Origin of the sequence: Halopseudomonas salina (assembly GCF_014637955.1) — a bacterium.
GTDB classification, from domain to species: Bacteria; Pseudomonadota; Gammaproteobacteria; order Pseudomonadales; family Pseudomonadaceae; genus Halopseudomonas; species Halopseudomonas salina.
Window position 1 is genome coordinate 1 of record NZ_BMFF01000009.1, and the last position, 25,406, is coordinate 25,406.

Consider the following 25,406-nt stretch of genomic DNA (forward strand, 5'->3'; position numbering starts at 1 on the left):
TGAGTTTCAGTTCAGATACATTTTTGTACATTCCATAGCCAATATGGCTTCTACTGTCGATGTATTTCATAGAGTGCTAACGTGTGAACTCATGGGCCGGTTTGTAGCCGCGAAGCGGCGGAGAAGCGGTCCCATGCAGTGATTGGTTATGCATTTTTACGCCACAGAAGGCTCTTGATGAAGATGGCCATATAGGTAGCGCTGAACAGCCAGGCCGCAAGCTTGAAAAACACGACAAAAGTGAACCATGCCGGCCTAGTGCCAAAATGCACTGATTCTGTAGTTCGAATGTTGGGTACTGATAAGGTCGTTGCTGCTTGAGCTAAATGGGCTCCCAAAAAGATTACGAGAAAAACGAAAATACAAAAATAGAGCCAGCCTTGCTTTCTGGAACGCATCAAGCTCTCAAAAACATCGCTTAGCATGGAGAGTCCGGACACGCGCGATGCTTTGACCGATTCTTCATTTCGTGCGCGCTTCTTCTTGCTCGGATGCCATTTCATAAATATGCATAACGTCCGGCACAGCGGCGAGCGTCAGCGAGTCCAGCCCCGAAGGGGCGATGCTGCTGCCGCTTGTTATGTTTCATTTCTGCCACCCTGATTGCGTTGCCTCACCTGTGGATGGATTTATTGTGTATGTGTTACCAAAGAAACGGCGACCGGTAATTATGCCATTGCTCTCTTTATTAAGCTCTACGAAGGAGTCTCTTTCAAAACCAGTAGCCGGCGCAGATACTCGCCAAATTATATTCATATTGTTATCAAAGCAGACGATATTTGAATTAGCCTCTTTGATTGGAATAGTCTTATCACCGGCTACATAAATTAGTGCCATCCGGTTTCCGCCATCGAGTTCAATAATTTCTTGATATTCCATGATGACCCTAGGAAACATAACAGTGATTAGACCGCATGCGGTGTTAATGCATAACGGATGGTTCGATATAACTCCGGGACTCCTTCGAGGGCACCGGAAGCCTTTTCCTAGCTATAACAACGTTTTAGCACCTACGCGATGCTTCCAGCTCGTATTCGCTTGACTTCGACATTCTATGAACCTATTACTACTGTATAAATACACAGCATTGGAGTCAGCATGGACAGCCCCTCTCCCAAGCCGCGCCTGCGCGATCAGTTTCGCGCGGTGATTCGTGTAAACCATTACAGCATTCGAACAGAGAAAAGCTACTGGTACTGGATCCGTTACTTCATTCGCTTTCATCAGATGCGTCACCCGCTTGAGCTTGGCCCGGCCGAGGTAAACGCCTTTCTCAGCTGGCTGGCAACTGATCGGCAAGTGGCTGCGGCGACCCAGAACCTTGCGCTGAACGCGATTGTATTTCTGTATGCGCGAGTGCTTGAGCATCCCCTTGGAGACATTGGTGAAACGGTGAGGGTCAAACGCCCTCCCCGCTTGCCTGTGGTGCTGACCCATGCAGAAGCGATGAGCATCATTGATCGGTTGGCCGAACCCTACAAACTGATGGCCTCGCTGATGTATGGCGCCGGCTTGCGCGTTGTGGAAACGTCGCGCTTGCGTATCAAGGATATCGATTTTGATCGGCAAATCATCACCGTGAGAGATGGTAAGGGTGGCAAAGATCGCACTACGTTACTCCCTACGGCGCTTATTCAAGCTTTACATCACCGCAATCAGCGCATTTTTTCCGACTGGAAAAGCCAGGACGGTTTTTTTGCCGTCCCGGTTTCCCTGCCTTTTGCGTTACGTCGGAAATATCCCTCAGCTTCGCGATCTCTTGAGTGGCAATGGCTTTTCCCATCCAACAATATCTGTCTGGATGAGGACGGAAACAGTGTTCGTCATCACGTGCATGTCAGCAGTATCCAGCGAGCGGTGAAGATCGCCGTCGGCGAAGCGGGTGTTGGCAAACCGGCTGGGTGCCACACCTTTCGACATACGTTCGCTACCGAGCTGCTGCGCCGCGGTAGCGACATTCGCACCGTACAGACCCTGCTTGGCCATGCGGACGTGCGCACTACGCAGATATACACCCATGTGCTCGGCCAGGGCTTTGCGGGTGTGCAGAGCCCTTTGGGCTGAACTGTGTTCAGGCACGCTACCGCCCTATCCTGTTCCCGGACAAGTGGAAGAAGCTCGTTATATTTGGTTTGAAAGGAGTGCAGGCTGTCCTTGCCTGGAGGCGGGATGGAGCTCGCATTCCGTTGCGTACCCTGAGAGTAATCCAGAGCAGCGGGAATTGTCCAAAGGGATTTTCGCTGGTTGTGAGTTGCGACCAAAAAGCAAAACCCCGGCGGGCGCCGGGGTGTTGGTTACTGCTCTGGGTGGCGTCAGCCGACCCAGACTCGGGCATTGCGGAACATGCGCATCCAGGCACCGTCTTCGCTCCACTCACTGGGGTGCCAGGAGTTTTGCGAGGCGCGGAATACGCGTTCCGGGTGGGGCATCATGATGGTGACTCGGCCGTCACGGGTGGTCAGGCCGGTGATACCGCGCGGCGAGCCGTTGGGGTTGGCCGGGTAGCGTTCGGTCATGCGGCCGCGGTTGTCCACGTAGCGCATTGCGACGCTATTGCTTGCTTCACAGGCGTCCACGGCTGCGCTATCAGCGAACTCGGCGTGGCCTTCACCGTGGGCGATGGCAATGGGCAGTTGCGAGCCGACCATGCCGCTGAGGAAGATCGAGGGCGATGGCTGGATTTCGACCATGGCGACCCGCGCTTCAAACTGCTCGGAGCGGTTACGCACAAAGTGTGGCCAATGCTCACTGCCGGGAATCAGTTCTCGCAGGTTGGAGAGCATCTGGCAGCCGTTGCACACACCCAGGGTGAAGGTATCGGGGCGGGCAAAGAAGGCGCTGAAATCCTCACGGGCCTGGGCATTGAACAGAATCGACTTGGCCCAGCCTTCGCCGGCTCCGAGCACGTCACCGTAGGAGAAGCCGCCACAGGCGACCAGCCCGCGGAAGTCTTCCAGATGCACCCGGCCGCTGAGTATGTCGCTCATGTGCACGTCAACGGCGGTGAACCCGGCGCGGGTAAAGGCGGCGGCCATTTCTACCTGACCGTTAACGCCCTGCTCGCGCAGTATGGCGATGCGCGGGCGCGCACTGCCACTGATGAATGGCGCAGCCACATCTTCGTTGATGTCGAAGCTGAGCATGGCTTGCAGCCCGGGGTTGGCGTCGTCGGCCAGCAGCTCGAACTCCTGATCCGCACAATCGGGGTTGTCGCGCATCCGTTGGATGTGCCAGCTGGTTTCGCTCCAGGCCCGCTGCCAGCTTGCCCGAGTGCCGGTGAGTACGTCTTCGCCGGCAAAGCTAAACCAGAAGTCCTGCGGCCCTTGCGGCTGGCCGATCACAGCGCTGCAGTCACCCAGGCCAGCGGCTGAAAGCTGGCTGAGAACGGCTTCGGTATCGCTCTGGCGTACCTGAATCACGGCGCCCAGTTCTTCATTGAACAAGGCAGCAGGCAACTCGCTCGCGGCGTCGGCCAGTACGTCGAGCTGGATTTTCAAGCCGCAGTGACCGGCAAAGGCCATCTCGGCCAAGGTGGTCAGCAGACCCCCGTCGGACCGGTCGTGATAAGCCAGCAGCAGCTCATCCTGATTCAGACCCTGAATCACAGCAAAGAAGGCTTTGAGGTCTTCGGCGTCGTCCAGGTCCGGTGCGGTCTGGCCGATGCTGTTGTATACCTGCGCCAGCGCAGAGCCGCCGAGGCGGTTCTGGCCACGGCCCAGGTCGATCAGGATCAGATCAGTATCGCCCTGGTCGAGATGCAATTGTGGTGTGAGCGTGGCGCGCACGTCCTGTACCGGTGCAAAGCCGGTGACCACCAGGGACATCGGCGAGGTCACGCTGCGGTCTTCGCCGGCATCATCCCAGCGGGTTTTCATGGACATGGAATCCTTGCCCACCGGCACGGTGATGCCGAGTGCCGGGCACAGTTCCATGCCGACGGCGCGCACGGTGTCATACAGGCGAGCGTCTTCCCCGGGGTGGCCGGCGGCAGCCATCCAGTTGGCGGACAGGCGAATATCGGAAATGCTGTCGATGCGTGAGGCGGCCAGGTTGGTAATGGCCTCGGCGACGGCCATGCGGCCGGATGCAGGCGCATCGAGCAATGCCAGCGGTGTACGCTCGCCCATGGCCATGGCTTCACCGGTGTGCACATCAAAACTGCTGGCAGTCACGGCGCAATCGGCGACCGGTACCTGCCAGGGTCCAACCATCTGATCACGGGCAACCAGACCGGTAATGCTACGATCACCAATGGTGATCAGAAAGCCCTTGCTCGCCACCGAGGGCAGACGCAACACGCGGTTCACTGCTTCTTCCAAGGGCAGTGCACTGGCGTCAAAGTCATCCGCGGGCTCGGCTTCACGCTCAACACTGCGGTGCATGCGTGGCGGCTTGCCGAGCAATACCGACAGGGGCATGTCGACCGGATTGTTCTCAAAATGGCTGTCGCTCAGAGTCAACAACTGCTCTTCTGTAGCTTCACCGACGACAGCGAAGGGGCAGCGCTCGCGCTCGCAGATAGCCTGGAAGCGATCGAAATCGCTGTTATCCACGGCCATGACATAACGTTCCTGAGATTCGTTGGACCAGATTGCCAATGGGCTCATGCCCGGCTCATCGTTGGGGACGTTGCGCAGTTCGAAACGACCTCCGCGACCACCATCATTCACCAGTTCCGGGAAGGCGTTGGACAGGCCACCGGCACCCACATCGTGGATGAAGGCGATCGGGTTCTTGTCGCCCAGCTGCCAGCAGCGATCGATCACTTCCTGACAGCGGCGTTCCATTTCCGGGTTTTCGCGCTGTACCGAAGCAAAATCAAGATCTTCAGCGCTGCTGCCGGTATCCATAGAGGAGGCAGCACCGCCACCGAGACCGATCAGCATCGCCGGTCCGCCGAGAACGATCAGCCTGGCACCAACAGTGATTTCGGCCTTTTCCACGTGGTTGGCACGGATGTTACCCATGCCACCGGCGATCATGATTGGCTTGTGATAGCCACGGATCTCAGGGCCGCGCGGGGAGTTGACGGTCTGCTCCCAGGTACGGAAGTAACCGGTCAGGTTTGGCCGGCCGAATTCGTTGTTGAAGGCAGCGGCGCCCAGCGGACCATCGATCATGATCTGCAGCGGCGTGACAATACGCTCGGGCTTGCCGTTATCTTCTTCCCAGGGCTGAACGAAGCCTGGGATGCGCAGGTTGGAGACGGTAAAACCGGCCAGACCCGCCTTGGGCTTACCGCCGCGACCGGTGGCGCCCTCGTCACGAATCTCGCCGCCGGAGCCGGTGGCAGCACCGGGGAAAGGTGCAATCGCTGTGGGGTGGTTGTGCGTCTCGACCTTCATCAGGATGTGCACAGGCTCTTCATGGGCGCGGTATTCGCCGCTGCCGGCAACCGGGAAGAAACGCCCGGCGACAAAGCCTTCAATGACTGCGGCGTTGTCCTTGTAGGCAGACAGCACGCCTTCGCTGTGCAGTTGGTAGGTGTTCTTGATCATGCCGAACAGGCTCTTGTCCTGCGCTTCACCGTCAATGTCCCAGGTGGCATTGAAGATCTTGTGGCGGCAATGCTCGGAGTTCGCTTGCGCGAACATCATCAGTTCGACGTCACTGGGATTACGCTCCAGCTCCTTGAAGCTGTCGACCAGGTAGTCGATCTCGTCATCCGCCAGCGCCAGACCGAGGCTGATATTCGCCTGCTCCAGTGCCTTGCGGCCACCGCCGAGAATGTCGACGCGCTGGAAGGGTTGCGGCTCAGCATGGCGGAACAGGTCGGCTGCGGCCTCGACGTTGTCCAGTACACGCTCGGTCATGCGGTCGTGCAGCAGTGCTGCGACCTGCTTGTGATCGGCGGCGCTCAGCTCCCCATCCGCGCTGGTCACGTGATAGGCGATACCTCGCTCCAGACGGACAACAGACTCCAGGCCGCAGTTATGTGCGATGTCGGTCGCCTTGCTGGACCAGGGAGAAATGGTGCCAAACCGCGGCACGACCAGAAACTGGCTGCCCCGCGGCTCTTCGGCAGGAACCGAGGGGCCGTAACGCAGAATACGCTCGAGCACTTCCAGCTGCGCCTCATCGAGTGCTTCGCGCAGCTCGGCAAAGTGCATGAACTCGGCGTAAACGGCGCTCACGCCGGGAACACGCTCCTGCAATCGGGCCAGGAGCTTGTCACGACGGAATGGGGAAAGGGCTGGGGCGCCACGCAGTGTATGCATGCTGGTTACGGCCTCGGAGAAGTGTAAAAAAGAAGGCACATAGGATACCCCAAGCTGGCGTTGGGGGCCATGGCAGGCTGATGACACATAGTCGAACAGCTGGCAGCTATGTCCGCCCTGCGCTTTTGCATATACTCACTCCCATGCCAGCAAAACTGACTCGATTAGCTCTGCTGCCGTTTTCGACCATAGTGCTTTTTACTGCATTGTTGTCGGGCTGCGAGCAACCCACTACCCACCTGGAGCAAATGCGCGACCAGGGTGTAGTTCGCATGGCTACCCGCAACACACCCACCACTTTTTACCAGGACCGCCACGGTAATACCGGGTTGGAATACGAGCTGAGCAAGCGCTTTGCCGACAGTCTTCAGCTGGACCTGGAAGTGGAAACCATCGACACCCTGGATGAGCTGTTCGAGCAGATGTCGGAGCCCACCGGTCCTCATATCGGCGCGGCCGGCATTACCGTCAACCCGCAACGTTCTGACCAGGTGCGCTTCTCCACACCTTACATGGATGTCACCCCCCAGGTGGTCTATCGCCATGGCGAGTCGCAGCCGCGTACGCTCGAAGATCTTTACGGCAAGCGCATCATGGTGCTCAAGGGCAGCACCCTGGCGGACCAACTACGTGATTTGCAGACCGAGCATCCAGACCTGGTATTTGAAGAGTCCGACCGGGTCGAGGTGGTTGACCTGCTGCGCCTGGTCAATGACAACGAGATAGACCATGCGGTGGTGTATTCCAACGAGCTGGTGGTAAACCAGGCGTTCTATCCGGCAGTGCGGGTGGGTTTTGATTTGTCCGAACCCCAACCTATGGCCTGGGCCTTACCCCCCGGCGAGGATGACAGCCTGCAACAGGCAGTGGATGTGTTCTTTGCCGGCATACGCGCCGATGGCACGCTGGATCAATTGGTTGAACGGTTCTACGGCCATGCCGACGTGCTCGACTACGTGGGAGCCCGCTGGTTCGCCCAGCACACGCTGCAACGCTTGCCACGCTATGAGACTCTGTTCCGTCAAGCCGGTGATCAGTACGGACTGGACTGGCGCCTGTTGGCAGCAATGGGCTACCAGGAGTCCTTATGGGATCCGGATGCCGTGTCGTTCACCGGCGTGCGTGGGATCATGATGTTGACGCTGCCCACCGCCAAATTCGTCGGCGTGACCAACCGTATCGATCCAAAGCAGAGTATTTTTGGCGGCGCCCGGTATCTGATCTGGGTGCGCGACCAGTTACCCGAAGACATCCCCGAGCCTGATCGCACCTGGTTTGCTATGGCCGCCTATAACGTGGGCATAGGTCACCTGGATGACGCACGCAACCTGACCCGCAGCAACGGCCGCGACCCCAATCGCTGGGTCGACGTAAAGGACCACCTGCCGTTGCTATCGAAAAAGGAGTGGTACACCAAGACCCGCTACGGCTATGCCCGCGGCGCCGAGCCGGTGCACTACGTGCAGAACATCCGCCGCTACCACGAGATCCTGCAATGGGTGACCCAGCCACAGGCCGAAATGGCCCAGGCGGATGCCGAGCAATATCATGCGCCGGGAATCCTGGACCAACTCCCGCAAAACTTTTAAGTCTTGCGGGAGTTAGTCCAGCTGCAAGCTTCAAGCGGCAAGCTGCAAGAAAACCCTAGACCAAACCTCTACCCCTGGATCTGAGTGGGCAGGGACAGCTTGCCGCTTGCCGCTTGCCGCTGTGTTTGGGCTTGGGGCTTCACCTCCGCCCTTTAAAAAACGCCCTGAGCACTTCCCCGCACTCCTCCGCCAAAACCCCGCCTTCCACTTCAATTCGGTGGTTCATCCAGGGCTGGTCGAAGATCTGCGCGCGGCTGATCACGGCGCCGGCGCGGGGTTCGCTGGCGCCGAACACCAGCCTCGAGACGCGGCTGTGAATCAGCAGGCCCGCGCACATGGTGCAGGGTTCGAGGGTGACGTACAGGGTGGTGTCCGGCAGGCGGTAGTTGCTTTGGGCCAGGGCGGCCTGGCGCAGGGCAACCATCTCGGCATGGGCACTGGGGTCGTTACTGCTGATCGGTTGATTGAAGCCCTTGCCGATCACCCGGCCCTGGTGCACCAGTACCGCGCCCACCGGCACCTCGCCTAGCTCCGCGGCAAGATGCGCCTCGGCCAGGGCCAGGCGCATAAAGTCGATGTCGGCGGGCTTCATCGGCGGTCGCGCTCAGATCAACTTGCGGGTTCTGAGCAGCTCTATCACCTCGGCAACGCAGGTCTCCAGATTCTGCTTGCTGGTGTCCAACACCAGATCCGCATCAGCCGGAGCTTCGTACGGATAGGAAACGCCCGGTATGGTGCCTTCGGCATTAGCTGCATACAGACCGGAAGGATCACGTTCCTGGCAGACGTCCATGGGTGTATCCAGATACACCATCAAGCAGCGCTCACCCAGAATGTAACGGGCCTGAGCGCGGCTTTCCGCGGTCGGAGCCACGAAGGCTCCCAGCGCGATCAGTCCGGCTTCGTTCATCTGCCGGGCAATACGTGCGCCCTTGTGCAGATTCTCGGCGCGGCCAGCGGCATCCTGTGTCAGCCCCTTGCTCAGATCCTGACGCAACTCCTTGCCATCGAGCACGTAGCAGGCACGGCCGCTGTCGAACAGTTTGCGTTCAACCGCATAGGCCAGGGTGCTCTTGCCGGCACCGGAAAGACCGGTAAACAGCAGAGTAACCGGCTCCTGGCCGAAACGCTGCGCGCGTTCGCTGGCAGTCACATGGGCGAACCCGCCATGGCGGCTACCGGTGGTGTTCTGACCCAACAGGCCCTTGGCGACAATCATGCCGGCGCCAACGGTGCCATTGGTCATGCGGTCGATGACGATAAACGAGCCGCTGGTGCGGTTGGCCCGGTAGTCGTCATAGGCAATCGGACGCTCAAGGGATAACTCGACGCGGCCGATCTCGTTCAGACCCAGTTCGGGCGCATCCTGTTTTTCCAGCGTATTGACGTCGATGCGGTGTACGATCCGGGTAAAGGAGCCCGGGCTGTTGCTGGTTGCTCGCTTGATATCGTACTTGCGGCCCGGCTGCATCGGCTGGTCGGCCATCCACACCAGATTGGCTTCAAACAGATCGCCGATCAGGGGGCGGTTGTCGATATGCGCGAGCACGTCGCCACGGGAGATGTCGATTTCGTCTTCCAGGGTCAGCGTCACTGCCTGACCAGGACCGGCGCTTTCCAGCTCTCCGTCGAAGGTGACAATGGATTTGACCCGACTGCTCTTGCCCGATGGCAATACGACCAACTCATCACCCTTGTGCACGACACCGGATGCCAGGGTGCCGGCAAAGCCGCGGAAGTTAAGGTTCGGCCGGGTAACCAGCTGGACCGGGAAACGCAGATCCTTGAGGTTGCGATCGGCGGCGACTTCAACGGTCTCGAGGATCTCCATCAGGGTCTGGCCGGTATACCAGGGGCTGCGCTCGCTACGGTTGACGACGTTGTCGCCCTTGAGTGCAGACATCGGCACGAAATGTACGCTATTGCCGTCGAGCATTTCCAAGCCCTTGGCAAACTCGCGGTAGTCGTCACAGATCTGATTGAAGACGCCTTCATCGAAGTCCTTCAGATCCATCTTGTTTACTGCAACAACGATATGCTTGATACCCAGCAAGGAGGCGATAAAGCTGTGGCGCTTGGTCTGGGTCTGCACGCCGTAACGGGCGTCGATCAGGATGATCGCCAGATCACAGGTCGAGGCACCGGTGGCCATGTTGCGGGTGTACTGCTCATGGCCGGGGGTATCGGCGATGATGAACTTGCGCTTGGCGGTCGAGAAATAGCGGTAGGCAACGTCAATGGTGATGCCCTGCTCGCGCTCGGCCTGCAGACCATCGACCAGCAGCGCCAGATCGACCTCTTCACCGGTGGTGCCAGACTTCTTGGAGTCGCGGGTAATGGCTTCCATATGATCTTCGTAGATCATCTTGGAATCATGCAGCAAACGCCCGATCAGCGTGCTCTTGCCGTCGTCGACGTTACCGCAGGTAAGAAAACGCAGCAGTTCCTTGCGTTCGTGCTGGCCGAGGTACGCCAGGATATCTTCGCTGATCAGTTCTGATTGGTGACTCATGTTCCAAGCTCCAAGCTGCAAGCGACAAGCGGCAAGCTGTCCGTGCAATTATTCAGTAATTCTATTAATCAAGCCTGTCAGCATTCGCGACAGCTCGCGTGTTTCATGGATCCAATGCGCGGCAAACGCCTGCTCCACGTAATCAATCTCTTGTCCTACCATCAGCTGCGTGCGCACTTCTGCGCAAGACCCTTTGGCAACGCTGAGAAAGTAACGCTTCTCTGCATTGCCAGCTCTCTCCATTCCCTCGGCGATATTGCTTGGAACGGATAGAGCAGACCGCGTCAGTTGATTCCGGAAGCCATAATCCGGGCAGTCTGCCAGCGCTCGATACATGGCAACCGAAAGCGCTTTGCTGCGATGCCAGACCTCAAGCTTTTCAAAATCCATCAGCAACCTCCATGTTGCCGTTATAAATCGTAAATACGGCGACTGCTCCAATCTGCTTGTCGCTTGCAGCTTGAGGCTTGCCGCTTTTTTAGCTACCGCTAGAAATAGCCCTGCCTCTTCTTCTCTTCCATCGATCCGGCTTGATCATGATCGATCATGCGGCCCTGGCGTTCGGATGTACGGGTCAGGAGCATTTCCTGGATGATTTCCGGGAGCGTGGCGGCGGTGGATTCGACGGCGCCGGTGAGGGGGTAACAGCCCAGGGTACGGAAACGAACCATTTTCATTTCCGGCTTCTGACCTTCTTCCATGGGCATGCGCTCGTCATCGACCATGATCAATGAGCCGTTGTGCTCGACTACCGGACGTTCGGCGGCAAAGTACAGAGGCACAATCGGGATGCTTTCCAGGTAGATGTATTGCCAGATGTCGAGTTCGGTCCAGTTGGACAGGGGGAATACGCGAATGCTTTCGCCCTTGTGTACTTTGCCGTTATAGACGTTCCACAGCTCGGGACGCTGGTTCTTGGGATCCCAGCGGTGATGCTTGTCGCGGAATGAGTAGACGCGCTCCTTGGCGCGGGACTTTTCCTCGTCACGGCGGGCACCACCGAAGGCCGCGTCAAAACCGTACTTGTCCAGGGCCTGCTTCAGCGCCTGGGTCTTCATCACGTCGGTATGCACGGCGCTGCCATGGGTGAAGGGGCCTACGCCCTGGGCCAGGCCTTCAGCGTTCTGATGCACCAGCAGGTCGAGATCCATTTCTTCGACCATGCGCTCGCGGAACTTGTACATTTCGCGGAACTTCCAGCCGGTATCCACGTGCAGGACCGGGAACGGCAGGCGACCAGGATAGAAGGCCTTGCGCGCCAGGTGGAGCATTACAGCGGAGTCCTTGCCGATCGAGTAGAGCATCACCGGATTCTGAAACTCCGCAGCCACTTCACGAATGATGTGGATGCTTTCCGCTTCCAGTTGCTTGAGATGAGTCAGTTTTTCCAGCATGGCGTACTCGCGATATCAAGGGGACGAGGCGCATCCCGTATTCAGTTGACGGCATTGTATCAAACGCCAAGCAATCTAATAAGGCGTGTTTTAATACCTTTAAAGCATATCAATATAGCTCGGGTCGCCTGCCGGTTACCGCTCAAACCGGGTTGTCGATATCGATAAATTCGTGGTGCAGGCCAAAGCGCTCGGCCAGATGCTCGCCCAGAGCCTTGACGCCATACCGCTCTGTCGCATGGTGTCCGGCAGCAAAAAAGTGGATGCCATTCTCCCGCGCTGCGTGAACCGTGGGCTCGGACACTTCCCCGGTCACATAAGCGTCGGCGCCTAGGGCGATAGCCCGTTCGATATAGCCCTGGGCTGCACCAGTACACCAGGCAATACGTTTGATGGGGCGGTCATTACCGGCGATATGCAAAGGCTCGCGCTGCAGCACGTCGGCCATATGACGTGCCAGCGCGCCACCCTCCATTGCTTCGGGCAATTCGCCGTAAAGCCCTACCGAACGGGGGTTGTCCGGTTCAAGCCCGCCAAGCACCTTCCAGCCCAGCAGTTTTGCCAGTTGCACGTTGTTGCCCAGTTCGCCATGCACATCCAGCGGCAGATGGTAGGCGAGCAGATTGACGTCTGCGCCAAGCAGCGCCTTGAGGCGACGATACTTGATACCGGTCACTGCCGCAGGCTCACCTTTCCAGAAGTACCCATGGTGCACTAGCAGCATCTGCGCGCCGGTGGCCACGGCAGCATCTACCAATGCCTGACTGGCGGTTACGCCAGTCACCAGCCGCTGTACCTGGCCTGCTCCTTCCACCTGTAGCCCATTGGGGCAGTAATCCTGGAACGCATCTGATTCCAGCAGGTTGTTGCAGTAATCGACCAGCGTTGACCTTTCCACCATGGGGGAGCCTCCTGTGTATAGAACCTGCGCGTATTGTCTGCGCTGTGAACCTGTTTGGCCAGTTCTGCACCTACCCGGCCACTCCCCGGCGCAATACCTGCATTTATGGGTTTGATCCCCTTATACTATGCAGCACTAACGGCCATTGGCTGCGGGCGGGATCGGGACTGTTTGATGAATGAATTGATGCGCGACTGGGGCTGGCCAGTGACCTGCGGCGTGCTGCTGGCACTCGTCTTGCTGCAGTATTACCCACAACCTCTGGGCATGCCGGCGAGTGATCCGGTTATCGAGATAGCCCCACCCGATAAGGATGAGAAGTCTGGGCAAGGGTCTTACCGTATAGCTGTGCAGCGTGCAGCGCCAGCAGTAGCCAATGTATACACAACCAAGCGCGTAGCCAATCAGATTGGGCAGCCTTTACTCCCCAACCCTGCCACCGGTGATTACTCAGACGCCTTACCCGCACCCACAAGACGCGACTCGAGTCTGGGCTCTGCGGTAATTCTCAGCCCAGATGGCTACCTGCTTACCAACAATCATGTGATTGCCGGTGCGGAGCAGATCCTGGTTGGCCTGCGCGATGGGCGCGAAGCCATTGCGACCCTGGTGGGGACCGATCCCGAAACTGATCTGGCGGTTCTCAAGATCAAACTCGGCGATCTGCCATCCATCTCGATCAGCGGCGCCGGTGAACAGCAGGTGGGCGACGTGGTGCTGGCCATCGGCAATCCGTTTGGTCTTGGTCAGACGGTGACCATGGGGATCGTCAGCGCCACGGGTCGCAACCAGCTGGGACTCAACACCTACGAAGACTTCATCCAGACGGATGCGGCGATCAACCAGGGCAACTCGGGCGGCGCACTGATCGATACCGCCGGCAATCTGGTGGGAATCAATACGGCGATTTTCTCCCAATCGGGCGGATCTCAGGGCATCGGTTTTGCGATTCCGGTGAAGCTGGCAGCAGAGGTGATGCAGGAAATCATCAAGAACGGCCGGGTGGTGCGTGGCTGGCTGGGGGTGGAAGTGCAACCCCTCACCGCTGAACTGGCCGAAGCGCTCAACGTGGACGCAGGCACGGGCCTGGTCATTTCCGGACTGTACCGTGACGGACCTGCGTCCCTGGCGGGCCTGATGCCGGGTGACGTGATATTGCGGATTGAAAACGAACCTGCGATTACCGGTCGACAGGCAATGAACCAGGTGGCCAGAGCCGACCCCGGTGAAACTGTAACCCTTGAAGTGCTGCGTGAGGGCAAGGCAATAAGCTTCGAGGCGGCAGTGGGCGTGCGGCCCAACTTCCGCCCCTGAGCGCTAGAATCTTAGAGCAGGTCGCGCAGAACGGCGATGAGCTTGCTGTTCTGCTCCTCGGTCCCCACGGTGATGCGCAGAAACTGATCGATACGCGGCTTCGCAAAGTGGCGCACGATCACACGCTGATCCCTGAGGCCTTTCGCCAGCGCAGCTGCATCATGGTCAGGATGGCGAACGAATACGAAGTTTGCCGCCGAAGGTAGTACCTCAAACCCCATGTCTTGAAGTGTCTCAGCAAGATGCTCCCGACTCTGGATGACCTTTTGCCGAGTATCTTCAAAGTACGCCGTATCAACAAATGCCGCCTCGGCTCCAGCGAGCGCCAGTCGGTCCAGCGGGTAGGAATTGAAGCTGTTCTTGATTCGCTCCAGCGCCTCAATGAGATCAGCATGACCCACGGCAAGCCCAACCCGCAGCCCCGCCAGGGAGCGTGACTTGGACAGACTCTGGGTTACCAGCAGGTTGGGATACTGATCGATCAGGCTGATAGCGGTCTGGCCGCCAAAATCCACGTAGGCTTCATCCACTACCACGACCGAATCTGCATTGGCTTTGAGCAGCTGTTCGATTGCACTCAACCCCAGTGCAATACCCGTAGGCGCGTTGGGATTGGGGAAGATAATGCCGCCATTGGGCTGCAGGTAATCGTCTACATTGATCCGAAAGTCGTCGGTCAGGGGTATGGTCTGTGCCTGTATTCCGTAGAGACCGCAGTAGACCGGATAAAAGCTGTAGCTGATATCAGGGAACAACAAGGGCTTGCCATGCTGGAACAGCCCATGAAACACATGGGCCAACACCTCGTCTGAACCATTGCCGACAAATACCTGGTTGCTCTGTACGCCATAGTAATCGGCGATAGCGCCCTTCAAACCCTCGGCGTCAGGCGCCGGGTAAAGCCGCAGGCTGTCATCAGGCACTGCGCGAATGGCTTCAATCGCCCTGGGCGAGGGCCCGTAGGGGTTTTCATTGGTGTTCAGCTTGACCAGATTGTCCAGCTTGGGCTGCTCGCCGGGCACATAGGGCACCAGGCTGGCAACGAACGGGCTCCAGAATCGGCTCACAGATCAATCCTCAATAAAATAGCCTCAAGCTGCAAGCTGCAAGCTTCAAGCGGCAAGCCGTCCGTGCATACTGCAGCGACGAGCGTCGGAACGGTTATTGGTGCTTGTAGCTTGCTGCTTTTGGCTTTTGGCTTGTAGCTTGTAGCTTGCAGCTTGCAGCTTGCAGCTAGGGCTTTATACGGTATTCCGCACTGCGCGCGTGCGCTGTCAGGCTTTCACCGCGGGCCAGTACCGATGCTGTTTTGCCCAGCTCGGAAGCACCCTCGGGTGAGCAGAAGATCACCGAGGAGCGCTTCTGGAAGTCATAGACACCCAGAGGTGAGGAGAAGCGCGCCGTGCCTGAGGTAGGCAATACGTGGTTCGGGCCGGCGCAATAATCGCCTACTGCCTCGGGGGTGTAGCGGCCCATGAAGATGGCGCCTGCGTGGCGAATCTGCGACAACAGGCTTTCCGGGTCGGCTACCGATAATTCCAGGTGCTCTGGAGCGATGCGGTTGGACACCTCGCAGGCGTGTTCCAGATTGTCTACCTTGATCAGCGCACCGCGATTCTCCAGGGAAACACGGGCGATATCGGCCCGCTCAAGACCGTCAAGCAGACGATTGAGACTGGCTTCAACGGCGTCGAGAAAATCCGCATCCGGCGATAGCAGGATCGACTGCGCATCCTCATCGTGTTCGGCCTGGGAGAACAGATCCATCGCAATCCAGTCCGGGTCAGTCTGACCGTCACACACCACCAGAATCTCGGAAGGGCCGGCAATCATGTCGATTCCCACCTGGCCGAACACCGAGCGTTTGGCTGTGGCTACATAGATATTGCCTGGGCCGACGATCTTGTCCACCCGCGGAACGGTCTCGGTGCCGTAGGCCATTGCCGCCACCGCCTGAGCACCACCCAGGGTAAACACGCGGTCTACGCCCGCCAGGCAAGCAGCGGCAAGCACCAGCTCGTTGATCTCGCCACGGGGCGTGGGCACGACCATGACCACTTCCCGTACACCGGCTACCTTGGCGGGAATCGCGTTCATCAACACTGACGAAGGGTAAGACGCTTTACCACCCGGCACATAGAGGCCGGCGCGGTCCAGCGGTGTAATCTGCTGGCCAAGAATGGTGCCGTCCGGCTCGGTGTAGCGCCAGGAAGGCTGTACCTGATGCTCGTGATACACACGAATTCGCTCGGCGGCAAACTCGAGAGCCGTTCGCTGTTCTGGAGTAATACGCTCCAGCGCCAGCTCCAGCCGAGCACGGTCGAGGGTCAGGTCTGCCATGGAGCTGACATCCAACCCATCAAAACGGGCGGTATATTCGATCAGCGCAGCATCACCCCGTGCGCGCACGGCAGCAATGATCTCTTCAACACGCTGGTTGACGCCTTTATCCGATACCCCTTCCCAGGCCAGCAACGTGTCGAGATGCTGGCTGAAGTCAGACTGACTGGCGTCCAGACGGGCAATTTTCAGCGGTGCATTCATCACATTCACCTTTTCAGAATAAGTGGGTTCGTAAGGGGCTTTCAGGCGGAGCGCTGCTCTACCGCAGCAGCCAGCAATTCAATCAGTGCCTTGATCCGGGCGTGCTTCATTTTCATTGCGGCCTTGTTGACCACCAGCCTGGAGCTGATGGTGGCAATCAGTTCCTGCGCCTCGAGGCCGTTGGCCCGCAGGGTGTTGCCGGTGTCGACCACGTCGATGATCTTGTCTGCCAGACCAACCAGAGGTGCGAGCTCCATGGAGCCGTACAGTTTGATGACCTCGACCTGACGGCCTTGTTCGGCGTAGTAGCGACGCGCCACGTTGACGAACTTGGTGGCCACCCGCAGACGCCCCTTGGGCTCTGGGGTATTCACCGGCCCGGCAGTCATCAGTCGGCAATTGGCAATTTTCAGGTCCAGTGGCTCATAGAGCCCCTGACTGCCATATTCCATCAGCACATCCTTGCCAGCCACGCCCATGTCCGCTGCACCCAGCTCCACATAGGTCGGCACATCGGTGGCGCGGATGATCAGCAAACGCACATCAGGATCAGTGGTTTCGAAAATCAGTTTGCGACTTTTGTCCAGATCCTCGAGCGGCTCGATGCCAGCCAGCTTCAGCAGCGGCAGCGTATCGTCAAGAATGCGACCCTTGGACAGGGCGATAGTCAGACTCTGGGTCATGCGTGATCCCTTGTTTGGCTCAGGAGACGCGGCGGATTATACCGCCAAGCATCTGCAACTTTTCCTCGATACATTCGTAACCGCGGTCGATGTGATAAATCCGGTCGACCAGGGTTTCGCCCTCGGCAACCAGACCAGCGATAACCAGACTGGCCGATGCGCGCAGGTCGGTGGCCATGACAGGCGCACCCTTGAGCTTTTCTACACCGGTAACGATTGCAGTATTGCCCTCGATGGTGATGTGAGCTCCCATACGGTTCATTTCCTGCACGTGCATAAAGCGGTTTTCGAACACCGTTTCTATGACTGTCGAAGTGCCTTCAGCCACCGCATTCATGGCAATGAACTGAGCCTGCATGTCCGTCGGAAATGCCGGATAGGGGGCAGTACGCAGATTGACTGCCTTTGGCCGGTTACCTTTCATGTCCAGAGATATCCAGTTCTTGCCGGTATCAATCTGGGCGCCGGCCTCAACCAGCTTGAGCAAAACCGCTTCGAGAATGGTCGGGTCGGTATCCTTGAGCTTGATGCGCCCGCCTGTTGCCGCCGCAGCGACCAGATAGGTACCGGTCTCGATGCGGTCAGGCATCACCGAGTATCGCGCACCGTGCAGGCTTTTCACTCCGTCGATGGTGATGGTGTCGGTGCCGTGACCGGAAATTTTCGCGCCCATGGCGATCAGGCATTCGGCCAGATCCACCACTTCGGGTTCACGGGCGGCGTTTTCCAGTATGGTGCGGCCGTTGGCCAGGGTGGCGGCCATCAGAATGTTTTCAGTACCGGTTACCGAGACCACATCAAAGAAAAAATGTGCGCCGCGCAAGCCGCCTTCGGGCGCGCGGGCCTTGATATAGCCCTCTTCCACGGTAATTTCGGCGCCCATGGCCTCAAGACCGCGAATGTGCAGGTCAACCGGGCGTGAACCGATGGCACAACCACCGGGCAAGGCCACCTCGGCATAGCCGAAGTGCGCCACCATTGGACCCAGCACCAGGATGGACGCACGCATGGTCTTGACCAGTTCGTAGGGCGCAACCAGCGTGGTGATGCGTGTTGGGTCAACCGCCACATTCATCCGCTCGTCCAACACCGGCTCAACACCCATGCGGCCAAAGAGCTCGATCATGGTGGTGATGTCATGCAGGTGCGGCAAATTACAGACTGTCACCGGTCCGTCCGCGAGCAGGGTGGCTGCCAGAATGGGCAGCGCGGAGTTTTTTGCCCCGGAAATGCGGATTTCTCCATCCAGGCGGTTGCCGCCGGTGATGAGCAGTTTGTCCATGTGCAATATGTTCTCTTGTCAGGCGCAGGACGCCAGGTAAGTGTGGCTTTGACGTGTTACCGCTTCAGGCGCGCTGATTCCAGGCGTCACGGGTAAAGAATTTCATGGTGACGGCATGAATGCTGCCATCCGCTATCTGGTCACCCAGTAGCGCGTAGATCTGCTGTTGACGCTTGACCGGACTCATTGCCGCCAGGGTATCGCTGATCACATTCAGCTGAAAATTGCAGCCCTCGCCTTCCACCAGCACTTCAGTGTCGGGCAATTGCGGCTCTATCAATTGTTTAACCTGTTCGGACTGCATGTATTTCCCATCCGTTAAAAAATAATTTTCAGACTGTCAGTGTGCCCAGCCAGTCTTCCAGCTCGCAGACCCGGGCAATACTCCGTAGTCCGTCGGGCACACTCTGTAAACGCAGGCTGCCTTCACGCCCTTCCAGGGCCCGCGCAGCAACCAGTATGAGTGACAGTCCGACGCTGTTGGTCAAGGTGACGCCGGCAAAATCAAGTGTAATATCGCTGGACTGTGCCTTGACTGCCTCCTCGATATCGGAGCGCAGACTCACCGCAGTGGTAAAGTCCAACACACCCTCGAGCCGAATCAGGCCGTTGTTGTCACTGACAATACTGGCGCTCAATTCTCTACCTCTTTTTCTACTGTCTTGGCGGACTGGGCAACCACGGTCCCCCAATTGTCGATAACGGCATCCAGATCGCCACGGTGGGACTGCATTGCCTGGGCGAACTGATCACGGAACAGCAAGCCCATGTTGATACCTTCCACTATGACGTTGCGCACCTTCCACTGGTCGTCAATAAGAACCATGGTGTAGGTAACGGGGTATACCATGCCATTGGAGGTACGAATCTCCATGTCGACACTAGTGCGGTCATCACCGTATTTGCCCCGACCTGTGGGTGGCAACACCTTGATCATACCGCTATCGAATTCCAGCAGGGCGTTACCGTAAAACTGCACCATGCTGCGCTTGAAAGTCTCGATAAAGCGGTCCATCTGCTCGTCGGTAGCACGGCCGCTGTAACGCACCGTCATCACGCTGCGCGCAATCCCACGGAAGTCGACCACCGGATTCATGATCTCGTTGAGTCCGTCAAGGAAGGCGTCCGTGTCCTGTTTGTAGGTCTCGCGGTTGGCGTCCAGAACTTCCATTACCCGTACGGAAGTGTCTTCGACCACTTCATGGGGCGTAAGCGCCGCGTGCACCGCAAGCGGAGCAGCAAGGGCCAGTACCAGCAGTGCTTTGAACATGGCTCGCATAATCATTCTCCGTATTAGTCTTCTTTACTGACGGTGCTGAGGAGGAAACGACCAATCAGCTCTTCCAGTACCAGTGCCGATTGAGTGTCCACAATTCGATCGCCATCCTTGAGCATGGTGTCCTCACCACCCACGCTGATGCCGACATATTTTTCACCGAGCAAACCCGCTGTAAGGATCGAGGCTGCACTATCAGAAGGCAAGGTGTTGACGCTGCCGTCGATCGCCATTTCGACCCGCGCTGTGTAACGGGTCTTGTCGAACTCGATGGCCGTCACCTGGCCGATGGTTACACCGGACATGGTGACCTTGGCACGGGGAGTCAGGCCGGCAATATTGTCAAAATGGGCATGAACCTTATAGGTATCAGCTCCCGGGCTGACGCTCAGCCCGCTGACCCGCAGCGCCAGAACCAGCAGTGCCATGATGCCAACCAGTATGAACAGGCCGACGGTCAACTCTAAAGTACGGGTACGCATGTTCGGTTTCCTTGCTGATCAGAACATCAAAGCTGTGAGGATAAAGTCCAGGCCGAGTACGGCAAGGGAGGCATAAACAACGGTACGGGTGGTTGCCCGGCTGATACCTTCCGAGGTGGGCTCGCAATCATAACCCTGGAATACCGCGATCCAGGTAACCACAAACGCGAAGGCCACTGCCTTTATGAGGCCGTTGATGATATCGCTGCCAAACTCCACGGAGTTTTGCATATTGGCCCAGTATGAGCCTGAATAAACGCCGAGCCAGTCGACCGCAACCATGGCTCCGCCCCAAATCCCGACAACGCAGAAGATCATTGCCAGCAGTGGCATGGACACGAAGCCAGCCCACAATCGCGGCGCAATCACATACTTGAGCGGATCGACGCCAATCATCTCCAGGCCGGATAACTGCTCAGTCGCTTTCATCAAGCCAATTTCGGCAGTCAGCGCGGAACCCGCACGGCCTGCAAACAATAGAGCAGTCACAACCGGCCCAAGTTCACGCAGCAGGGTCAAAGCTACCATCTGCCCCACTGCCTGCTCGGAACCGTAGGTACTGAGAATATTGTAGCCCTGCAGGGCCAGCACCATCCCGATAAAGAGTCCGGATACGATGATGATTGCCAGAGACAGTACGCCCACGGCATAGAGCTGTTTGATGAACAGGCTCCAGCCACTGCCAAAGTTTGAACGACCAGTGATGGCATGGAATAGAAACACGCCGGACCGGCCGATGGCTGCGATCACGTCCAGCCCGGAGGCACCCATCAACGCCAGGCGATCAGCGAGGGTCTTCATTTATGCTCACCCCGCTGCAACAGATCGCTGGTCAATTCGTCAGCCGGATAATGGAAAGGTACCGGTCCATCTGGCTCGCCGCGCATGAACTGCCGGATGCGCGGGTTACTGGACTCCATCAGCTCGCCCGGCGCCCCGTGGCCCAATACCTGTCCATCAGCAATCACGTATAAATAGTCGGCAATACTGGCGGTTTCGGTCAGGTCGTGGGACACCACAATACTGGTCAGCCCCAGCGCATCATTGAGCAACCGGATCAGACGCACCAGCACACCCATTGAGATTGGGTCCTGACCTACGAAGGGTTCGTCGTACATCAACAATTGCGGGTCGAGTGCGATGGCGCGCGCCAGCGCTACACGCCGCTTCATTCCGCCGGACAGCTCGTCGGGCATCAATGTGTGCGCGCCGCGCAAACCCACAGCCTGCAGCTTGAGCTTGACGATATCGCCGATCATGTCCTCGCTGAGCTCGGTGTGCACCCTCAAAGGAAAAGCCACGTTTTCAAACACACTCAGGTCTGTGAACAACGCGCCACTCTGAAACAACATGCCCATGTTCTGCCGGGCGCGGAAAAGATCGCCTCGTTTGAGCTTGGGAATATCCTGTCCGTTGACCAGTACTGCGCCGCTTTCGGGCCGCAGCTGCGCGCCAATCAACCGCAGCAAGGTGGTCTTGCCGCAGCCTGAAGGCCCCATGATCCCGGTCACCTTGCCGCGCGGAATACGGATATCCACACCATCAAAAATGGTGCGTCCGCTGCGCTTGAAGGTGACCTGTTTGAGGTCAACGATGAATTCTGAATCGTCGGTCATAAAAAAATCGGGCTTCCTGGCTACCGGCGCAAGGCGGGCAAAATGAACGCGCTAATATAACAGTTTGGTGTATCCAGCCCAAGTGAGGGCTGCACAATAAAACCGCCGCGCAATATTCGCCAACACAATGCCACCCTTGTGCGGACTTAACAGCGGCGGCAAGACTGGCAACGGATGAGTTAAAGGAGACAAGGCGCTATACTCTCACGCTTGCCAACAGACGAAGTGTGCATATGCCTGATTTTGATTTTACCGCTTCCGCGCGGCGTAGCATCGAGATGGAGCGCGACGCGGTTCACAGCCTACTTGAGCGCCTTGACGAGGGCTTCGTCAAAGCCTGTGATGCCCTGCTGTCATGTACAGGACGCATTGTTGTAACCGGCATGGGCAAGTCCGGACATATAGGCAAGAAAATTGCGGCCACTCTGGCCAGCACTGGCTCCCCTGCTTTTTTTGTGCATCCGGGCGAAGCCAGTCACGGCGACATGGGCATGATCACCCGGCAGGACGTGGTCATCGCCTTGTCCAACTCCGGCAACACTGCCGAAGTCGTCACATTGCTGCCGCTGCTCAAGCGTCTCGGGGTACCGCTGATCAGTATTACCGGCAATCCCGACTCGGTCTTGGCCAAGGCGGCTCTGGCCAACCTGCATACCGGTGTTGAGCAGGAAGCCTGCCCGTTGAATCTGGCGCCGACATCCAGTACTACTACTGCGCTGGTCATGGGCGACGCCCTGGCTATTGCATTGCTCGAAGCCCGCGGCTTCAGCGCCGAGGATTTTGCCTTCTCTCACCCCGGGGGCACACTGGGACGCCGATTACTGCTGCTGGTTGACGATATAATGCACGACGGTGAGCGGATGCCCATGGTTACCCCGCAAACATCACTGCGCGACGCGCTCCTGGAGATGACCCGCAAGGGCCTGGGTCTCACAGGGATTACCGATCAACAGGGCAGGCTCGCTGGCATATTCACCGACGGCGACCTGCGTCGCACACTGGATCAGAACCTGGATATCCACACCTCGAGCATCTCCCTGGTGATGACCCCGCAGTGCAAGACAGTGAGCCAGGGCGCCCTTGCTGCCGAGGCATTGAAGATCATGGAAGACGCCAAGATCAACGGGCTTTTTGTAGTTGACCCGGATGGCCGACCGGTGGGCGCATTGAATATGCACGACCTGTTGCGCGCGGGGGTAGTATGAGCTCGATCGAATCAGGCATGAGTGCTGACCTGAGCCGCCGCGCAGCCGGCATCCGACTGGCGATTTTCGATGTCGATGGAGTGCTTACCGATGGCCGGTTGTTCTTCATGCCTGACGGCACCGAATTCAAATCCTTCAATACCCTGGACGGCCACGGCATCAAGATGCTGATGGCTTCGGGCGTTGAAGTGGCGATTATCAGTGGTCGCAAGTCACCGCTGGTGGAAAACCGCGCAGCAAATCTGGGCATCAAGCATTTGATTCAGGGGCGCGAAGACAAACTCAACGCACTTGCCGAGCTACGCGAGATATTGCCCTTCGAGCTCGAGCAGATCGCTTTCCTGGGCGATGATCTTCCAGACCTTCCGGTCATGCGCCGCGTCGGACTGGGTGTGGCGGTGGCCACGGCTGACAGCTTTGTGCGCGAGCAGGCCCATTGCGTCACCCGTGCAGCAGGCGGCGCTGGAGCAGCCCGGGAATTCTGCGAAATGATAATGGGCGCGCAGGGCACACTTGGCAAAGCACGCGAGGCTTATCTCTGATGTTTGCTATCCCACGCTACTTACGCACTGCCGGACTGATAGGCCTGGCAGTAGCCCTGGCACTGGCCGTGGGGTATTTCAATATTCGGCCCTCCTCCTTCGACCAGGAGCCGCTGGTGACCGACCCGCTGCAACCGGATTTTTTCATGGAAAATACGCAGATACTCATGTTCAACGGACAGGGGACACCGGCATACCAGCTGCGTAGCACCCGGGCAACGCATCAACGCACCGATGACAGTACGCAGCTTGAACAGCCAAACCTGTTGTACTATCGCCCCGGCGAAGAGCACCCCTGGTTGCTGCAGGCGCAACAGGGCGCCGTAACCAAAGGCGGCAATCAAGTGCAATTGAACACCGATGTACTGCTGCAGCGGCAGGATCCCACTGAGCCCTCGGCACGCATGACCACGCAGGCTCTGACGCTGTTTCCCGAGCGTGATTATGCCGAAACGGCACAAAGCGTTAGAATCGAGACCGCTGGCAGCGTCACCACTGCTGACGGCATGCAGGTTTTTCTTGATGACGGCCGCCTGGAGCTGCTGTCCAACGTACGAGGTCAGCATGAGCTTCAATAAATTCCTGCCGGTGGTCGCACTGCTGCTGGTTGCCAGCCTGCCGGCAATGGCATTACCTCAGGACAGCAACCAGCCGATCCGAATCCAGGCCAACAGTGCCACCCTGGATGAGCGCCGCAACACTGCGGTCTACCGGGGCAACGTCATTATTACCCAGGGCAGCATGCGCCTCACTGGAAACCAGGTCACGCTGGCTACCGACAGTGCCGGTGCGGTGAGCAAGATCACCAGCACGGGAAACCCCGCTACCTACACTCAGACCCCCGGCGAAAACGACGGCGAAGTGAACGCCCGCGCGCAGACCATCGAGTACTTTGCCGACAGCGAACGCGTAGTACTGATCGACCAGGCACGCCTGGAGCAGCGCGGCAACACCTTTCAGGGTGACTTCGTCAGCTACGACATCAATGAACAGGTGGTAGACGCGGGACGACCGGCGGCGGGTGACTCGGGCGAACCGGGGCGCATCGAAATCGTGATCCAGCCCCGCCAACGCGATGAAGCCGCCAATCCATGACCGGGCCCGCCATGACCGAATCTGCTGCAACCGTCCTCGAAGCACGCCATCTGGCCAAGGCCTACAAGACGAGAAAGGTCGTTGAGGATGTGTCCCTGTCCATCCGCAGTGGCGAAGTAGTTGGCCTGCTTGGCCCTAATGGCGCTGGCAAGACCACCTGCTTCTACATGATTGTCGGGCTGGTGAAGGCCGACCATGGTCACATACTGGTAGACGGCCTCGACGTCACCCATCTGCCCATGCATGGACGGGCTCGCCAGGGCATCGGCTACCTCCCCCAGGAGGCATCCATTTTCCGCAAGCTGAGTGTGGCCGACAATATCATGGCGATACTCCAGACTCGCAAGGATCTGGACCGGCAGGGCCGGCTCGACAAGCTGAGCTCCCTGATGCACGAATTTCATATCCATCATCTGGCCGACAGCAAGGGCATGAGTCTGTCCGGCGGCGAGCGCCGTCGTGCTGAGATAGCTCGCGCGCTGGCAAGTGACCCCAAGTTCATTCTGCTCGATGAGCCCTTTGCCGGTGTGGATCCGATCTCGGTAAACGATATAAAACAGATCATTCAGCATCTCAGGGACAAGGGCATTGGCGTGCTGATCACCGATCACAATGTGCGCGAGACACTCGACATCTGCGACAAGGCCTACATCGTCAGCGATGGGCATATTATCGCCGAGGGAAACGCGCAGGCCGTACTCGACAATCAGCTGGTCAAGGATGTGTATCTGGGCCAAGAGTTCCGGCTATAAA

Annotated in this window: 26 protein-coding genes; 8 read left to right on the plus strand and 18 right to left on the minus strand. The window is 58.2% G+C overall.

All coding sequences use genetic code 11. The features are described from left to right. Positions 1 to 146: 146 nt before the first annotated feature. Together IEV54_RS15940 and IEV54_RS15945 are read right to left on the minus strand one after the other, a co-directional pair. Positions 147 to 503 (minus strand): hypothetical protein, encoded by a 357-nt coding sequence (locus IEV54_RS15940; RefSeq protein WP_150279260.1) that lies wholly within the window; start codon positions 501 to 503, stop codon positions 147 to 149. Positions 504 to 585: 82 nt separating this feature from the next. Beyond that, entirely contained in the window at positions 586 to 879 is a 294-nt protein-coding gene (locus IEV54_RS15945) for a DUF7957 family protein (protein ID WP_150279259.1), read from the minus strand. Positions 880 to 1,098: 219 nt separating this feature from the next. Here IEV54_RS15945 and IEV54_RS15950 point away from each other — a divergent pair, with 219 nt between their 5' ends. Continuing rightward, entirely contained in the window at positions 1,099 to 2,064 is a 966-nt protein-coding gene (locus IEV54_RS15950) for an integron integrase (RefSeq protein ID WP_150279258.1), read from the plus strand. A gap of 248 nt (positions 2,065 to 2,312) precedes the next feature. On the opposite strand, the gene purL is transcribed toward IEV54_RS15950, so the two are convergent. Beyond that, positions 2,313 to 6,218, minus strand: coding sequence for a phosphoribosylformylglycinamidine synthase (gene purL, locus IEV54_RS15955; protein WP_150279257.1), 3,906 nt, complete (start codon positions 6,216 to 6,218; stop codon positions 2,313 to 2,315). Positions 6,219 to 6,298: 80 nt separating this feature from the next. Between purL and mltF the strand changes: the two genes are divergently transcribed. Then, positions 6,299 to 7,807, plus strand: coding sequence for a membrane-bound lytic murein transglycosylase MltF (gene mltF / locus IEV54_RS15960; RefSeq protein WP_223825551.1), 1,509 nt, complete (start codon positions 6,299 to 6,301; stop codon positions 7,805 to 7,807). A 139-nt stretch (positions 7,808 to 7,946) separates the two neighbouring features. On the opposite strand, the gene tadA is transcribed toward mltF, so the two are convergent. The 5 genes from tadA to IEV54_RS15985 form a co-directional block, all read right to left on the minus strand. Next, the gene (gene tadA / locus IEV54_RS15965; protein ID WP_223825550.1) at positions 7,947 to 8,399 is read right to left on the minus strand and encodes a tRNA adenosine(34) deaminase TadA; all 453 of its coding nucleotides are present in this window, start codon (positions 8,397 to 8,399) and stop codon (positions 7,947 to 7,949) included. 12 nt (positions 8,400 to 8,411) lie between these two features. Further along, positions 8,412 to 10,319, minus strand: coding sequence for a sulfate adenylyltransferase subunit CysN (gene cysN, locus IEV54_RS15970; protein ID WP_150279256.1), 1,908 nt, complete (start codon positions 10,317 to 10,319; stop codon positions 8,412 to 8,414). Positions 10,320 to 10,367: 48 nt separating this feature from the next. After that, complete coding sequence (locus tag IEV54_RS15975; protein ID WP_150279255.1) at positions 10,368 to 10,709, minus strand: four helix bundle protein; 342 nt, start codon at positions 10,707 to 10,709, stop codon at positions 10,368 to 10,370. A 98-nt stretch (positions 10,710 to 10,807) separates the two neighbouring features. Further along, on the minus strand, positions 10,808 to 11,713 hold the full coding sequence (gene cysD / locus IEV54_RS15980; RefSeq protein WP_150279254.1) for a sulfate adenylyltransferase subunit CysD: 906 nt from the start codon (positions 11,711 to 11,713) through the stop codon (positions 10,808 to 10,810). A 142-nt stretch (positions 11,714 to 11,855) separates the two neighbouring features. After that, the gene (locus tag IEV54_RS15985; RefSeq protein WP_150279253.1) at positions 11,856 to 12,614 is read right to left on the minus strand and encodes a Nif3-like dinuclear metal center hexameric protein; all 759 of its coding nucleotides are present in this window, start codon (positions 12,612 to 12,614) and stop codon (positions 11,856 to 11,858) included. A gap of 174 nt (positions 12,615 to 12,788) precedes the next feature. Here IEV54_RS15985 and IEV54_RS15990 point away from each other — a divergent pair, with 174 nt between their 5' ends. Then, the gene (locus IEV54_RS15990; RefSeq protein WP_150279252.1) at positions 12,789 to 13,928 is read left to right on the plus strand and encodes a S1C family serine protease; all 1,140 of its coding nucleotides are present in this window, start codon (positions 12,789 to 12,791) and stop codon (positions 13,926 to 13,928) included. An 11-nt stretch (positions 13,929 to 13,939) separates the two neighbouring features. Here IEV54_RS15990 and hisC read toward each other — a convergent pair whose 3' ends face one another. The 10 genes from hisC to IEV54_RS16040 form a co-directional block, all read right to left on the minus strand. After that, positions 13,940 to 14,995 (minus strand): histidinol-phosphate transaminase, encoded by a 1,056-nt coding sequence (hisC, locus tag IEV54_RS15995; protein WP_150279251.1) that lies wholly within the window; start codon positions 14,993 to 14,995, stop codon positions 13,940 to 13,942. Positions 14,996 to 15,161: 166 nt separating this feature from the next. After that, the gene (gene hisD, locus IEV54_RS16000) at positions 15,162 to 16,472 is read right to left on the minus strand and encodes a histidinol dehydrogenase (protein ID WP_150279250.1); all 1,311 of its coding nucleotides are present in this window, start codon (positions 16,470 to 16,472) and stop codon (positions 15,162 to 15,164) included. A gap of 41 nt (positions 16,473 to 16,513) precedes the next feature. Further along, positions 16,514 to 17,155, minus strand: a complete 642-nt coding sequence (hisG, locus tag IEV54_RS16005) for an ATP phosphoribosyltransferase (RefSeq protein WP_150279249.1) — start codon at positions 17,153 to 17,155, stop codon at positions 16,514 to 16,516. 19 nt (positions 17,156 to 17,174) lie between these two features. Beyond that, positions 17,175 to 18,437, minus strand: a complete 1,263-nt coding sequence (gene murA, locus IEV54_RS16010) for a UDP-N-acetylglucosamine 1-carboxyvinyltransferase (RefSeq protein WP_150279248.1) — start codon at positions 18,435 to 18,437, stop codon at positions 17,175 to 17,177. Positions 18,438 to 18,501: 64 nt separating this feature from the next. Then, positions 18,502 to 18,741 (minus strand): BolA family protein, encoded by a 240-nt coding sequence (locus tag IEV54_RS16015; protein ID WP_150279247.1) that lies wholly within the window; start codon positions 18,739 to 18,741, stop codon positions 18,502 to 18,504. Positions 18,742 to 18,769: 28 nt separating this feature from the next. Then, positions 18,770 to 19,075: an STAS domain-containing protein gene (locus IEV54_RS16020; protein ID WP_188434485.1), complete on the minus strand. Its 306-nt coding sequence runs from the start codon at positions 19,073 to 19,075 to the stop codon at positions 18,770 to 18,772. Beyond that, entirely contained in the window at positions 19,072 to 19,707 is a 636-nt protein-coding gene (locus IEV54_RS16025) for an MlaC/ttg2D family ABC transporter substrate-binding protein (protein ID WP_150279272.1), read from the minus strand. Before IEV54_RS16025 ends, IEV54_RS16020 begins: the two co-directional genes overlap by 4 nt. 23 nt (positions 19,708 to 19,730) lie before the next feature. Then, a complete protein-coding gene (gene mlaD / locus IEV54_RS16030; RefSeq protein ID WP_150279245.1) occupies positions 19,731 to 20,195 on the minus strand; it encodes an outer membrane lipid asymmetry maintenance protein MlaD in 465 nt (154 codons plus the stop codon). A gap of 18 nt (positions 20,196 to 20,213) precedes the next feature. Continuing rightward, positions 20,214 to 20,996, minus strand: a complete 783-nt coding sequence (gene mlaE, locus IEV54_RS16035; RefSeq protein ID WP_150279244.1) for a lipid asymmetry maintenance ABC transporter permease subunit MlaE — start codon at positions 20,994 to 20,996, stop codon at positions 20,214 to 20,216. After that, on the minus strand, positions 20,993 to 21,811 hold the full coding sequence (locus IEV54_RS16040; protein ID WP_150279243.1) for an ATP-binding cassette domain-containing protein: 819 nt from the start codon (positions 21,809 to 21,811) through the stop codon (positions 20,993 to 20,995). The genes mlaE and IEV54_RS16040 overlap by 4 nt, the downstream gene beginning before the upstream one ends. Positions 21,812 to 22,044: 233 nt before the next feature. Between IEV54_RS16040 and IEV54_RS16045 the strand changes: the two genes are divergently transcribed. Genes IEV54_RS16045 through lptB form a run of 5 tightly spaced genes read left to right on the plus strand, consistent with a single transcriptional unit; the run spans position 22,045 to position 25,405 of the window. Continuing rightward, on the plus strand, positions 22,045 to 23,016 hold the full coding sequence (locus tag IEV54_RS16045) for a KpsF/GutQ family sugar-phosphate isomerase (RefSeq protein ID WP_150279242.1): 972 nt from the start codon (positions 22,045 to 22,047) through the stop codon (positions 23,014 to 23,016). Between the two features lie 17 nt (positions 23,017 to 23,033). Next, positions 23,034 to 23,558 (plus strand): KdsC family phosphatase, encoded by a 525-nt coding sequence (locus tag IEV54_RS16050; protein ID WP_150279271.1) that lies wholly within the window; start codon positions 23,034 to 23,036, stop codon positions 23,556 to 23,558. Further along, positions 23,558 to 24,136 (plus strand): LPS export ABC transporter periplasmic protein LptC, encoded by a 579-nt coding sequence (gene lptC / locus IEV54_RS16055; RefSeq protein ID WP_150279241.1) that lies wholly within the window; start codon positions 23,558 to 23,560, stop codon positions 24,134 to 24,136. The genes IEV54_RS16050 and lptC overlap by 1 nt, the downstream gene beginning before the upstream one ends. Further along, complete coding sequence (lptA, locus tag IEV54_RS16060) at positions 24,123 to 24,653, plus strand: lipopolysaccharide transport periplasmic protein LptA (protein ID WP_150279240.1); 531 nt, start codon at positions 24,123 to 24,125, stop codon at positions 24,651 to 24,653. Before lptC ends, lptA begins: the two co-directional genes overlap by 14 nt. Positions 24,654 to 24,664: 11 nt before the next feature. Next, positions 24,665 to 25,405: an LPS export ABC transporter ATP-binding protein gene (lptB, locus tag IEV54_RS16065; protein ID WP_150279270.1), complete on the plus strand. Its 741-nt coding sequence runs from the start codon at positions 24,665 to 24,667 to the stop codon at positions 25,403 to 25,405. Position 25,406: the final 1 nt, after the last annotated feature.